The organism is Flavobacterium sp. F52, assembly GCF_000278705.1.
GTDB lineage: Bacteria > Bacteroidota > Bacteroidia > Flavobacteriales > Flavobacteriaceae > Flavobacterium > Flavobacterium anhuiense.
On the sequence record NZ_AKZQ01000003.1, the window covers coordinates 41,594 to 55,340 of the forward strand.

The 13,747-nt window shown below is 32.1% G+C and carries 10 protein-coding genes; all 10 read left to right on the plus strand.

The genetic code is table 11. From position 1 onward, the window contains the following. Window positions 1–217 precede the first annotated feature (217 nt). The 10 genes from gyrB to FF52_RS01210 all read left to right on the plus strand — a co-directional run bounded on the left by gyrB (window position 218) and on the right by FF52_RS01210 (window position 13,687). Window positions 218–2,158, plus strand: a complete 1,941-nt coding sequence (gene gyrB / locus FF52_RS01165; RefSeq protein WP_008462259.1) for a DNA topoisomerase (ATP-hydrolyzing) subunit B — start codon at window positions 218–220, stop codon at window positions 2,156–2,158. A gap of 110 nt (window positions 2,159–2,268) precedes the next feature. After that, entirely contained in the window at window positions 2,269–3,204 is a 936-nt protein-coding gene (mdh, locus tag FF52_RS01170) for a malate dehydrogenase (protein WP_008462261.1), read from the plus strand. A gap of 225 nt (window positions 3,205–3,429) precedes the next feature. Continuing rightward, entirely contained in the window at window positions 3,430–6,420 is a 2,991-nt protein-coding gene (gene secDF, locus FF52_RS01175) for a protein translocase subunit SecDF (RefSeq protein WP_008462262.1), read from the plus strand. Between the two features lie 87 nt (window positions 6,421–6,507). Further along, the gene (locus FF52_RS01180) at window positions 6,508–7,122 is read left to right on the plus strand and encodes an acyloxyacyl hydrolase (protein WP_035690568.1); all 615 of its coding nucleotides are present in this window, start codon (window positions 6,508–6,510) and stop codon (window positions 7,120–7,122) included. Between the two features lie 181 nt (window positions 7,123–7,303). Then, entirely contained in the window at window positions 7,304–8,302 is a 999-nt protein-coding gene (locus tag FF52_RS01185; protein WP_008462265.1) for a TssN family type VI secretion system protein, read from the plus strand. A gap of 11 nt (window positions 8,303–8,313) precedes the next feature. Then, entirely contained in the window at window positions 8,314–9,180 is an 867-nt protein-coding gene (locus FF52_RS01190; protein WP_008462266.1) for a hypothetical protein, read from the plus strand. Window positions 9,181–9,195: 15 nt separating this feature from the next. Then, window positions 9,196–9,675, plus strand: coding sequence for a DUF4280 domain-containing protein (locus tag FF52_RS01195; RefSeq protein WP_008462267.1), 480 nt, complete (start codon window positions 9,196–9,198; stop codon window positions 9,673–9,675). A gap of 34 nt (window positions 9,676–9,709) precedes the next feature. Further along, window positions 9,710–12,100: a glycoside hydrolase family 19 protein gene (locus FF52_RS01200; protein WP_008462269.1), complete on the plus strand. Its 2,391-nt coding sequence runs from the start codon at window positions 9,710–9,712 to the stop codon at window positions 12,098–12,100. Between the two features lie 41 nt (window positions 12,101–12,141). Next, the gene (locus FF52_RS01205; protein ID WP_035690552.1) at window positions 12,142–13,008 is read left to right on the plus strand and encodes a hypothetical protein; all 867 of its coding nucleotides are present in this window, start codon (window positions 12,142–12,144) and stop codon (window positions 13,006–13,008) included. Between the two features lie 175 nt (window positions 13,009–13,183). Continuing rightward, window positions 13,184–13,687 (plus strand): hypothetical protein, encoded by a 504-nt coding sequence (locus FF52_RS01210; RefSeq protein WP_008462272.1) that lies wholly within the window; start codon window positions 13,184–13,186, stop codon window positions 13,685–13,687. Window positions 13,688–13,747: the final 60 nt, after the last annotated feature.

Consider the following 13,747-nt stretch of genomic DNA (forward strand, 5'->3'; position numbering starts at 1 on the left):
ATTCGATATTTCAGATTTCAAAATTAGAATTTGACATTTAAAATTTTGGGATTTTCAAAAATTTCGAATTTAAATTCATTTTTGGACTTATTTTTAGGTTTTTCAGACGATTGTGTTAATAACTTAGGTGCTTTAAGTTGTAATTTACTGGGTATATAGCTCGCGTTTTTATATATTTGCGTGTTAGACAGTAAATACATTTTTTAGAATAAATTATATGAGCGAAGAAATCAAGAAGAACAATTATTCAGCAGATAGTATTCAGGCATTAGAGGGAATGGAGCATGTAAGAATGCGTCCATCGATGTATATTGGAGATGTAGGGGTTCGAGGACTGCATCATTTAGTTTATGAGGTTGTTGATAACTCTATTGATGAGGCAATGGGAGGGCATTGCGACACCATTAGTGTCTCAATAAACGAAGATGGTTCTGTTACAGTTGAAGATAACGGACGTGGTATTCCAGTTGATTTGCATAAAAAAGAAGGTGTTTCTGCACTTGAGGTTGTAATGACAAAAATTGGTGCCGGAGGTAAATTCGATAAAGATTCATATAAAGTTTCAGGAGGTTTGCACGGGGTTGGGGTTTCTGTAGTAAACGCCCTTTCTGTTCACATGAAATCTACTGTATTTAGAGAAGGTAAAATTTATGAGCAGGAATACGAAAGAGGAAAAGCCTTATATCCTGTAAAACAAATCGGTGAAACAGAGAAAAGAGGTACGCGCCAGACTTTCTTCCCAGACGATACTATTTTTCAGCAGACTACTGAATTTTCATATGATACGCTTTCAGCTCGTATGCGTGAGCTTTCTTTCTTAAATAAAGGAATCACAATTACCTTTACAGATAAGAGAGAAGTTGATGAAAAAGGAGAATTTAGAAGCGAAGTTTTTCATTCAGATGAAGGATTAAAAGAATATATCCGTTATTTGGATGGAAACCGTGAGCCAATTATTTCTCACGTAATCAGTATGGATCACGAAAAAGGTGAAATTCCAGTTGAGGTTGCTTTGATCTATAATACAAGTTATACGGAGAATATTTTTTCTTATGTAAACAATATCAATACGCACGAAGGAGGAACGCATTTGCAAGGTTTTAGAAGTGGTTTGACAAGAACGCTTAAAAAATATGCCGATGCTTCTGGAATGTTAGATAAATTGAAATTCGAAATATCAGGAGATGATTTCCGTGAAGGATTAACAGCTATTATTTCGGTAAAAGTTGCAGAACCTCAGTTCGAAGGACAAACTAAAACTAAGCTAGGAAACAGAGAGGTTGTTTCTCCAGTTTCTCAAGCAGTTGGAGAAATGCTGGAGAATTATTTGGAGGAAAATCCAAATGATGCAAAAGTAATTATCCAAAAAGTAATCTTAGCGGCTCAGGCACGTCACGCAGCCAAAAAAGCGCGTGAAATGGTACAGCGTAAAACTGTTATGGGAGGCGGCGGATTGCCAGGAAAATTATCAGACTGTTCTGAGCAAGATCCAGCAAGATGTGAAGTTTACCTTGTCGAGGGAGATTCGGCTGGTGGAACAGCAAAACAAGGACGTGATCGTAACTTTCAGGCGATTCTGCCATTGCGTGGTAAGATCTTGAACGTTGAAAAAGCGATGCACCATAAAGTGTTCGAAAACGAAGAGATTAGAAATATCTTTACTGCATTAGGAGTAACGGTTGGAACTGCTGAAGATAGTAAAGCATTAAATCTTGAAAAACTTAGATATCATAAGGTAATCATCATGTGTGATGCCGATGTCGATGGTAGCCACATTTCTACCTTAATATTAACGTTCTTCTTCCGTTTTATGAAAGAGCTTATTGAAGAAGGTCACGTATATATCGCAGCGCCACCTTTATATTTAGTTAAAAAAGGAAACAAAAAAGAATACGCTTGGAATGATGTTCAGCGTGATCAAGCTAACGAAAGAATGGGAGGAAGTGCTTCTATCCAGCGTTATAAAGGTCTTGGAGAGATGAACGCGGAGCAATTATGGGAAACTACAATGGATCCGAATTTCAGAACATTACGTCAGGTTAATATTGAAAGTCTTGCAGAAGCTGATCAAGTTTTCTCTATGCTGATGGGGGATGAAGTGCCTCCTCGAAGAGAGTTTATCGAGAAAAATGCAGTTTACGCAAATATCGACGCATAAAATGAAAAATTAATAATTTCAATTCGTTTAATTGTTTAAATTTACTAGACAATTAAACGAATTGTCTTTTTAGAGAATAGACATAATTAATAACCGATAAAGTAAAAAATATGAAAGTTACCATTGTAGGAGCAGGAAATGTTGGAGCTACCTGTGCAGATGTCATTTCTTATAGAGGAATTGCAAGCGAAGTAGTATTGTTGGATATTAAAGAAGGTTTTGCAGAGGGGAAGGCGCTGGATATTACACAGTGTGCCACAAACACAGGTTTTAATACCAGAGTTTCGGGAGTTACCAACGATTATTCTAAAACCGCGGGAAGCGATGTAGTAGTAATTACATCAGGAATTCCGAGAAAACCAGGAATGACTAGAGAAGAATTAATAGGTATTAATGCAGGAATTGTAAAAACAGTTGCCGAAAATGTACTAAAATATTCTCCTAATACTATAATTGTTGTAGTTTCCAATCCGATGGATACGATGACGTATTTGGCTTTGAAAGCTACAGGTCTTCCGAAAAATAGAATAATAGGAATGGGCGGTGCTTTAGATAGTTCTCGTTTTAGAACTTACCTTTCATTAGCTTTGGATAAACCGGCAAATGATATTTCAGCAATGGTAATTGGAGGTCATGGAGATACCACTATGATTCCGTTAACACGTTTAGCTTCTTATAATGGAATTCCAGTATCACAGTTCCTTTCAGAAGAAGTATTGCAGAAAGTTGCAGCAGATACTATGGTTGGAGGAGCTACTCTTACTGGACTTTTAGGCACTTCAGCTTGGTACGCTCCAGGGGCTTCTGTAGCTTATTTGGTAGATAGCATTTTAAACGATCAGAAAAAAATGATTGCATGTTCTGTTTTTGTAGAAGGAGAATATGGGCAGAATGATATTTGTATCGGTGTGCCATGCATAATTGGTAAAAACGGAGTAGAAGAGATAGTTGATATTAAATTAAACGATCAGGAAAAAGCATTATTTGCTAAAAGTGCAGATGCAGTTCGTAGTATGAATGATGCCCTAAAAACGATTTTAGTATAATAAAAACGGCAAAAAAGAAAAGAAGCTGCACTTTTGCAGCTTTTTTTTTGAGATTAATTAATAAATAAATTGGTTAATATTTTCGTTAATTATATATTTGCTCGGTTTAAAAAAAAATTGGTAATTCGTGATCTCGTTTTTTTGTTTTAAAAAATAATGTCAGGGCTTATTTTATGGGACTTTAAAACAAAATCAAAAATAAAACATAATTAATTTTTAGTAATAATGCAGAATAAAGGACTTATTAAATTTTTCGCAATTCTATTTGCATTGGTAAGTATTTACCAACTATCCTTCACTTTTGTGGCAAATAGTGTCAAAAGTGAAGCTAAAGCTTTTGCAGGAGATAACCCTGATAAAGAGCTGAAATATTTAGATTCTATTGGTAAAGAAAAAGTATTAAATCTTGGTTTTACTGATTTCACTTATAACGAAGTGAAAAACAAACAGCTTAATAAAGGTCTTGACTTAGAAGGAGGAATCAACGTAATTCTTCAAATTTCTATTAAAGATGTATTAAAAGGTTTGGCTAATAATTCTAAAAATCCAGTTTTTAATAAATCATTAGCTGATGCATCTGCAAATTTAGAAGGAAACAAAACATATTTAAATAAGTTTTTTGAAGCTTTTGAAGCAAATTCAAAAGGAACTGTAAAATTAGCATCTCCAGATATTTTCGCTAACAGAAGCCTTCAAGGAGAAGGTGGAGTAGACTTTCAAATGTCTGACGCGCAAGTTCAAAAAGTTATCAAAAGAAAAGTTGATGAGTCTGTAGAAAGCGCTTTTAAAGTTTTAAGAGAGCGTATCGACAAATTTGGTGTTACTCAGCCAAACATCCAAAAATTGGGAGAAACAGGAAGAATCTTAGTTGAGCTTCCAGGTGCTAAGGATGTTGATAGAATTAAAAAATTATTAGGAGGAAAAGCTCAATTAGAGTTTTGGGAAACTTTCAAAATTGAAGAAATCGGTAATTTCTTAGTATCAGCAAACGAAGCTTTAAAGAAAACTGAAGTTAAAAAGACTGAAACTAAAACTGTTGCTAAAGATTCATTAAATGCATTATTAACAGATGCTAAAGATTCTTCAGATGTTAAAAAAGGAAACAATCCTTTGTTTGATAAAATGATTGGTAATGGTGGCGGACCAGTTTTAGGTTATTTTGCACCTAAAGATACTGCTTCTATCAATGAATATTTTAAAAGACCAGAAATTAGAGTTTTATTGGCTGCTGATCAGCACTATGCTAAATTTGTATGGAGTAAGCCAACAACTATAAAAGATCCTAAAGCAAAAGATCCAAAAACTGCAGCAGATGTTGAAGTTGTAGAATTGTATGCTTTAAAAGGAAACAGAGACAATGCGCCAGCTATGAGCGGTGGTGTTGTAACTGATGCAAAAGATACTTTTGACCAAATGGGTAAACCAGCTGTTTCTATGCAAATGAACAGCCAAGGAGCTAAAGTTTGGGAAGAATTGACAGGAAGAGCATTTGCTCAAAAAAGCTACATTGCTATTGTATTAGATGATATCGTATATTCTGCTCCAGGTGTAACAAGCGGTCCTATTGCTGGAGGAAGATCTGAGATTACAGGTTCATTTGATGTCGCTGAAACAAAAGATTTAGCTAACGTATTAAATGCAGGTAAATTACCAGCTTCTGCAGATATTATTCAATCAACTGTTGTAGGTCCATCTTTAGGACAAGCGGCTATTGATGCAGGTACAATCTCTTCTGTATTAGGATTCTTATTAGTTTGCGTTTGGATGGTATTCTATTATGGTAAAGCTGGTTGGTATGCAAACCTTGCTTTATTGTTAAACTTACTATTCTTATTCGGAATTATGGCAAGTTTTGGTTTTGTATTGACATTACCAGGTATTGCAGGTATCGTACTTACATTAGGTACTGCGGTAGATGCGAACATTATTATCTACGAAAGAGCGAAAGAGGAATTGCGTGAAGGAAAATCTCTTTCTGAAGCAGTTACAGCTTCTTACGGATGGCATGGTGCAATGCGTTCTATTATTGATGCTAACGTTACTCACGTTTTAACTGGAGCTATCTTGTTTATTTTCGGAACAGGTCCTATTAAAGGTTTCGCATTAACATTATTAATTGGTATCGTAACTTCATTGTTTACTTCTATCTTTATTGCTAGAATTTTCATTGACAGAAATATTGCAGGAAAAGCAGATTTGACTTTCTCTACAAGTATTACTAAAAACTGGTTTACAAACTTCCACTTTGATTTCATCAAAATCAAAAAGTTCACTTATATCTTTTCTTCTATTGTAACAGTAGTAAGTTTAGTATCTATCTTCTTCGTTAACGGATTAGATGAAGGTGTTGATTTTGTTGGAGGAAGAACTTTCCAAGTTAAATTTGAAAAACCAGTTGATGCTACTGCAGTTTCAGACGAATTGTCTGCAGCTTTCGGTACTCCGGTTGAGGCTAAAATTTTAGGTGATGATGATCAATTGAAAATCACTACTAAATATAAAATTAAAGAAGACGGTGTTGCTATTGATGAGGAAGTAAACCAAAAATTATATGCTGCTTTACAGAAGTATTTCCCAAATACAACTTACGATAAATTCATCAACTCATTTGATGGTAAGAGAGTTGGAGTATTACAAGCTTCTAAAGTAGGTGCTTCTATCTCTGAAGATATTAAAACTAACTCTTACTGGGCAGTTCTTGGTGCGATGGCAGTTATTTTCTTATACTTAATGGTATCTTTCCGTAAATGGCAGTATTCATTAGGTGCGATTGCAGCTGTTGCTCACGACGTAATCTTCGTATTAGGAATTTATTCATTATGCTACAAATTCATGCCATTCCACATGGAAATGGATCAGCACTTTATCGCTGCGATCTTAACTGTAATTGGTTATTCTATGAACGATACAGTAATTGTATTTGACAGGGTAAGAGAGTTTATCATAGGAAACCGTAAAGGTAGCTTTGAAGATATTGTAAACGCTTCTATTAATACTACATTATCTAGAACATTGAATACTTCATTAATGATGATTATCGTATTATTAACGATGTTTATTTTCGGTGGAGAATCTATCAGAGGATTTATCTTTGCAATGTTGATCGGTATTATCGTTGGTACTTACTCTTCATTATTTATCGCTACACCAGTATTGGTTGACACGATTTCAAGTGATGAGAAACACACAATCGAAGACAAACACAATAAGGCATAATTAAAAACCTTATTTTAATTAAATAGAAAGATCCAGTGAAAACTGGATCTTTTTTTTATGTTTGCATCTGCCAATCCAAAACAAATTATGATTCAAAAACTAAGATTTTTTATAATTGCTTTATTTGTTGCTTTTCAGCTTCAAGCACAAGAGAAAAGCAGTAATTATAGATTAGGTTTGAGTTATGGATTCGGAAGTGAATTTAGTAATACTGATTATACTTTTGAAAATCATTTTTATAAGGCGCAACTCTATTACAAGATAAAAGAGACTAAAAATTTTGAATACGAAGTTTTAATTCAACCTGAAATCAATTTTGGAAAACACCAATTATTGAATTTCTATTTTGTTAAGCCTGAAACGCCAAATTATCAGCAAAAAAGAGATGAATATACGCGTCTAAAGGATGTTCGCGAATATGTGCTTAATTGTGGTTTTCTAGTTCGTAAACCTATCGGTAAAGTGTGTTCGTTTTATGTTTTAGGAAGTGTTGGACCTCTTATTACAGATACAGAAACAGAAAGAATGTCTAAAGGATTTGCTTTTGCCGATGTTTTAGCGCTTGGTTTTACGGTTGGTTATAATAAAATGCAGTTTGATATTCGTCCAAGCTTAAGGCACGTTTCAAATGCAGGTTTAGGAAGCAGTAATGCTGGATATAATACGAAGAATATCGAATTTGGTATCTCGTATCAATTGTAAAGGATTTGGTTTAAAATTATATATTTTGTAATGATTTTATGAAATAATAATTAATTGTAAAAAACACTCAAGGACATAGTCCTTTTTTTTATAAATAAAAATTCTTAAATGAAAGAAAAATAATATATTTTTGGTTTAAAATGAAATAAAAAGATTACATTAGTGCTTAAATATTACTGAAATGATTAAAAAGTACTTAGTAAATCTTATTGATGTCAATATCATAATATATTTAATTGTGATAATTGCGCTTAGTAGTATCCTTACCTTACTTATTAGCGATAAAATAAAAGACTTTGCAAAAGAGTATAAAAAGAAATTCTATGCCTATGCTTTGATATTGGCATTGATTTATGCGCTTATTGCATTTTTAGGTCATAATAAGCGATTTACAAACCTTAGTCAAGAACTTCTTTTTTATCAGATAGTATCTTTAGTGTTTGGGGTTTTTCATGTTTGGATTTATCGTAATTATTTTCAGGAATTCAAGCAAAAGAGTTTTGTTGTAGAACTCCTTTTCGCATCTGTTGCCCCATTATACTCAAGCCTGCTGTTTGCTATTATTTATACAGCCTTAAACGGCATAAATTTTACTTTTATAATGTGTGGCCATTTTATACTATTCGTAGTTCCCACTGCGATTGATAAAGCGTTTTGTTTTATGATGCTTATACCCCCAAAAAAAATAACTACATGGACACCTGATAAGTTTTATAAAACAATTAAGAGCAATGAAATGAATGGCATTTTATTGATTACACTCTTAATAAAAAAAGAATACAGTGATGAAAAATATATTTCTATACGAGCAAAAGCACCTGTAGGCGTCAAATTTGGGCGTTTGTTTTTTCTTGCAGTAAATGGATATAACCAAAGTAATCCAGAAAATCAGATTAAAGTAATGATGCCAAATAAACAAAATTACAATTGGGTTTTCTATCCTCAATCCAAATGGTATGAAAAAACAAAATACATAGATGCTTTATACGATATGGAATCCAATTTAATCAAGGAAAACTCAGTAATAGTATGTGAGCGTAAAACGGAGAAAAATGCTCCTCCAGAAATAAAGAAAATACCCGATGCTAAAATATACAACACTGATTCGCACAATGAAGATTCAGAACAGAAAAAGATTAATGAATTAAAAGAGCCTGATGAAGAAGGACCTATAAAATAAATGGATAGCATATGAAAAAAGAAGATGATAAAGAAAAGGAGAAAGAACCCGTTTTATTTGTAAGTCAAGATAATGTCCTTCCTTTTAACCCTTTTGAACTCAATCGTAACTATTCGGTTTTGTACACAATTGAAAAGGAAGGAAAAAAACAGACTCTTGAACAAAATTTCAGCCTATTAAGATTGAAACCTGATACCCAACAAGACAATTATCATTTTATTGAAATAAGTAAAACTTCAGAACTATTAATAGACGGAGAACCAATTGATACAAGAGTATATACGGTCGCAGAAAAGACTTCAGAACTTCTGTTTCCTTTACGAATAGTTGTAAATAAATACGGCAAATGGATAGATTTAAATAGTTATGACAAACTAAAAGAACGCTGGGAAAAACAAAAATACAGCATTAGGGAATTGTTTGATGGGAAAACTTTTGCCCAGCTCACTAAAAATATTGAAAGTGCAATTGAAGATAACAGCTTATTGGTAAAACTTCTATCTGGAAACTGGTTCTTGAGGGCTTATTTTAACGGAATACACAGAGCCTACACTCAAAGTTTTGAAACGGAACGAAAATTATATTTTCCTGTAATTGCCCAAACCGAAGATTTGGAGTTTTTAATTTCTGAAAAAGTGAATCCGTATCTCAACGATCTAAACCAGATTGAAGTAACCCAAAGCGGAAAATCTGAAGACAAAAATGTCGAAGAATATTACCAAGCTCAATATTTTTTGAATCCTAATAATTATCTCATAGAAGAACTGCGTCTGGAATGTGATTTAACTGATATGAAACGAAAAATTACAGTTGAAGTTAAAAATTTAGACGAGAGCAAAATTACTGTAGATAGTAGGATGTCACTTTTAGTAGAATAATAAAAAATTAAGATTATGGAGAAATATGTTGTTGTAGATGGCGCAACCTGCAAATGCAAGTTTAGTGAAGACCCTAGTGCCACGGATATTTTAGTGGTAAAATCTCAAAAAAAACATTTTGCCAATGACAAAGGAGCTAATAAAAAACTCATAGCCACTACCAAAGATATTAATCAAACCTTAAAAAACGGCACTTTTGGCAAATGCACTTTACAGCCTACTTCAAGCGGTAATAAACCCTGCATGGCGACCATAACCCTGTGGGACGACCCTTACGAGAAAGTAACATTGAGCAATCAAGGCAAAATTTTGATAGAAGACAGTAAAGCGGGATGTCCTGTAGGCGGACCAAAATGTATAGAAATTTTTAAGCATGGACAGATAGCCGAAGTAGGAAGCCAGCAGATGCAAAAAGCAGATCGTGATGCCTTAAAGCAGATTAATCCTTTGTTAAATCCTGATGAGTTGGAAGATGAACTGGCGATTTGTTCTTAAAAAATAGTAGTCGTACGGTAAAATAGTAAAAAATATGAGCAAAGTAAAAATATATGGCAATCCCAATCCTTTGATAGGGATAAAAGAATACTACTCTATACATGATTTTTTTGGCAGTTCTGCCTCTTCAAAAGTCATTGAGCCAATAGAAAATATACCTGACGAAAATATCAAATGGAGTGTCTGGATATTATTAGGAAAGGAATGGGTAAAAATGACCAAAAACAATAAGACAGGTGCAACAGTAAACTATACCTTTTACCAGCAGAGCCTTAAACGAAAAGGAATCAGAATGCTGGTTGATGCCAATGGCGAAAAAGCGGTTTTGGATATAAAAACAAAAGAAAATGCAGAAAGCAAGATACTGCATGTAGAAATTTTGGACAACCTTGGAAAAAAGCCCACCAAACTATTTAGCTATGGCGAAACCATTACAGCTCGCGTACATTGCCTTAATATGGAAAAATTTCGTATAAACGTAACTTTATGGGAAAATGACGGAGGAAAAAAAGACCTTTCTGACATTAGTATTGAAACAAAAGAAGCCAATGTATTAAATGGAATAGCCGATGTCAAATTTACTTTTGACCCCAGCAAAGTATGGCTTGCCAATGCAAAAACGGCACCGAATGAATCTAACGAAGGCGCATTTCATGAATATTATGTGACTGCTGAGTTTTACAAAAAAGTTTCGAAACCTACGCAAGACATTAATGTCATTAACCCAGATTATAAAATAGATATACTTTCAAAAACTTCTGCTTCTAAACCATCTGAAACAGAAACCCAAAAAACATCTCCCGCAGAACAAAAAGGTCCTTCTAAAAAAGAAACTAGAGGAATAACAAAAGCTGATAGAAAAGCGCATGATTATCATGAGCAGAAAGTTGGCGTAGAATCTAAAATTTCAAGTAATCCTATTTTTGAAGTTATTAATAGCCCAATGATTGTTGATACTAATTATAAATGGTGGGAGAATGACAAAAAAAGTAGTATTTGTCCAAATTGTGATAAAGAAATTACATTACATGAATTTAATTTGATGTTTCCAAATTCTACAAATTTGTTTAATAAAGGAATTAATGGACTTTCTCATATAACATTGCAAGAGTTTGTCAATGCATTGAATCTAACCTTAAAAGAATTCAAAATAAATACCTGTACTAGAAAAGCATTTTTTCTTGCTCAAATAGCAAGAGAGACAGGAGATTTTACTAGGATTGATGAAAATCTAAATTACAGTAGTGAGAGTGCACTGCATGCTCACTGGTCAAATAAAAATAATCCTCTTCTTTATTCACATGCATCTACATTTTTTAATAACCCTGAAAAACTAGGTAATTATGTTTATAGGAACATTGGAGAAAATGGTAATGAAAATAGTGGAGATGGATACACATTTCGAGGGCGAGGATTAATACAAATAACTAGAAAAAAAGGTTATCGAAGATTTGGAGAATACTCTGGTACAAATTTAATTACTAATCCTGATTTATTATTAAATAATTTGAATTTATTAGTTCGTTCTGCTGGCTGGTATTGGCAGCACGGAGTTGTTTTAAAAGATGGTTCAGAAAAAGATATAAATACAATAGCAGACCTAGAAGATTTTAAAAGAACAACAGAATTAGTTCATGGAGGTACAACTGACGTCACAAAAAGAGAGGAGATATTAAACAGAATAAAACCAATTTTAAAAACTAATGAATGCAAAAGAAATGTTGTAGAAATATTATCCGATGCAGATATTGAATATCATGTCTTCTATAGTGGAATAATTCGTTACAAAATACAAAATGAGAAAAGAGAAAATGCCTCTTATTATTATCATGATAACTCAGGAAATATACATAGTATTGGTAAATATGAACTAAAAAAAATTACCAATAGATTTGGTAGAGACTATCGAGATAAACTTGATAGTTCAAACATTTATTTAATTGATGTCAGAAATTTAGAAAATTACCAAAAAGGAGATATAAAATTTAACTTAAAAATGAATCCAGGAACCAATAGATTTTTTATGAATGATGTAACGATTGCTTCTTTTATTGGTGCGATGTTAGATTGTAGTTATAGTGATTTCATCTTTAATGGATTTAGTGATGATTTAGGCAATTCGATTGGAGGAAGTGAATCCCACAAAAATGGTATGAATGGAGACTTACGATATTTAAGAAAAGATAAATCAGGAAAAAATGTGCACTTATCTTTAGTATCCGAAACTGGCGATCCGTGTGGATGGAAAGGAATGGATGAAAAGAGACAAAATGCCTTTAATGATGCTTTATACAAGTACGGTTGGAAAAGTATGCTTTCATGGAGATATAATGGTAAAATATTAAACCATTCAATACATTATATTGATCATCATCATCATCTACATGTTCAATCTTTTAATCCCACTTTAAAAAATATAAAATGAGATACCTAAAATTTATTAGTATTAGTTGTATTATTTTTTTTATGTCTTTTTGTAAAAAAGAAACTAAAATAAAGAGCGTTTATTCAATTGAAAGCTCACTAAAATTAAATGTTATAGATACATTAATAGAATCAATAGATTCTTCTAAAATATCTAATATTCAAGACAACAAACAGAAAATAATAGAATTATTCTTTAAAAGTTTTCAAAAAGATTACAATAAACCTGTTATAAATTTTAATCAGGTTAAAAATAATCATGAAAAAATTGAAGTAAAAAAATACGTCGATTTTATTTTTAATGGAAAAACTTTCAAAACATTTTTAATCTCTTTTTCGTACGAAAACGATGAGCTTTATAGATCGATATTGTTAGCTAACACTGTTTTAGATGACGGCTTAATAATTTATGAAAAAGTTTTAGATGAAGGAGAGTATTTGAGAACTTCAAAATTCAAAAAAAATATTATCATAAACAATCTATTTAAAATAGAACATTTTAAATACGATAAAAAAGGAAATATTTCAGAACAATTATTAAGTAACGATTCTATTTTATTTCTAACTAGAAATTATCTGATTCAAGAGAATTACATAGTCGAATATTATAAAGAACCATATATAAAAATCAAAAAAGAATGGGGTGGTAAAGAAATTATATATACCAAAGATGGTCTTGATTCTTCTTATATCTATTTGTATAAACAAAAGGGAGAAATTAAGAAAAATGTTAAAAACGGAAAATGGCTCGAAAGAAGATATCTTGAAGAGTATAATAAATCAGTTTGGATGGATGGACAATATATAAATGGTTTAAAAGATGGAGAATGGAATTATTCTCCAGATGGACCAGTGGATAAAGTTGAAGTTTATAGTATGGGAAAATTGATAAAAACATATTTTCCATAGTCCACCACTCATGATAAGTTGGTATTGGTTTATTTATGTAAAAGCTAAGCTTATTACTTTACAATTTTTAAACTACTTATGCGAGCGACTCGCATCAGCAAGATGAACATTTAAAATTTAAAATCCTAATATAACAAACTTGAAAAGCTAATAAAAATATAAAAAAACATATCAAATGAATGATAATAAACATTTAAAAAAAATAGGAATAGTAATTATAGGAATTTCAATTATTTACTTATTCTATTTTACTAAAGAATTTAGCCCGAAAAAAAGGGAGCTCTCTCGAGAGACAAAAATTAATACATCAGATACTCTAAAAGAGATAAAAACTGAATATGAAAATATCTCTGGTGAAATCATGTATACTCTGCCCAACAAAGCATTTTTGAGAATGGCTCCAAATTCAAACAGTAAAGTGATAGATACATTGAAATTTGGAACTAAAGTATATATAAAACAGTTCATGTATAACGAAGAGAAAACTGACAATAATGCAATACTAAGTGCAGAAAAACAAAATGGTTACATAGCTGTTTATTTTACCTCTCCTAAAAACATATCTGAAAAGGCTGCAGGTTTTCTAAATGAAAAAAATATAGTTGATGAATATGAGTTTGAAAAATTTAAGAAGAATTTTTCTTTAAAAGAATTTACTTTATTAGAAAGTAAAAAATAAGCGGGTCATATTAGAAAACAGCTATATCGAAGGAAATTCATATAGTTTAACTCAAGATGC

What these genes read in the sequence shown, in the direction of transcription:
- gyrB (WP_008462259.1), top strand. Translation starts at nt 218, where the DNA reads ATGAGCGAAGAAATCAAGAAGAACAATTATTCAGCAGATAGTATTCAG.
- mdh (WP_008462261.1), top strand. Translation starts at nt 2,269, where the DNA reads ATGAAAGTTACCATTGTAGGAGCAGGAAATGTTGGAGCTACCTGTGCA.
- secDF (WP_008462262.1), top strand. Translation starts at nt 3,430, where the DNA reads ATGCAGAATAAAGGACTTATTAAATTTTTCGCAATTCTATTTGCATTG.
- FF52_RS01180 (WP_035690568.1), top strand. Translation starts at nt 6,508, where the DNA reads ATGATTCAAAAACTAAGATTTTTTATAATTGCTTTATTTGTTGCTTTT.
- FF52_RS01185 (WP_008462265.1), top strand. Translation starts at nt 7,304, where the DNA reads ATGATTAAAAAGTACTTAGTAAATCTTATTGATGTCAATATCATAATA.
- FF52_RS01190 (WP_008462266.1), top strand. Translation starts at nt 8,314, where the DNA reads ATGAAAAAAGAAGATGATAAAGAAAAGGAGAAAGAACCCGTTTTATTT.
- FF52_RS01195 (WP_008462267.1), top strand. Translation starts at nt 9,196, where the DNA reads ATGGAGAAATATGTTGTTGTAGATGGCGCAACCTGCAAATGCAAGTTT.
- FF52_RS01200 (WP_008462269.1), top strand. Translation starts at nt 9,710, where the DNA reads ATGAGCAAAGTAAAAATATATGGCAATCCCAATCCTTTGATAGGGATA.
- FF52_RS01205 (WP_035690552.1), top strand. Translation starts at nt 12,142, where the DNA reads ATGTCTTTTTGTAAAAAAGAAACTAAAATAAAGAGCGTTTATTCAATT.
- FF52_RS01210 (WP_008462272.1), top strand. Translation starts at nt 13,184, where the DNA reads ATGAATGATAATAAACATTTAAAAAAAATAGGAATAGTAATTATAGGA.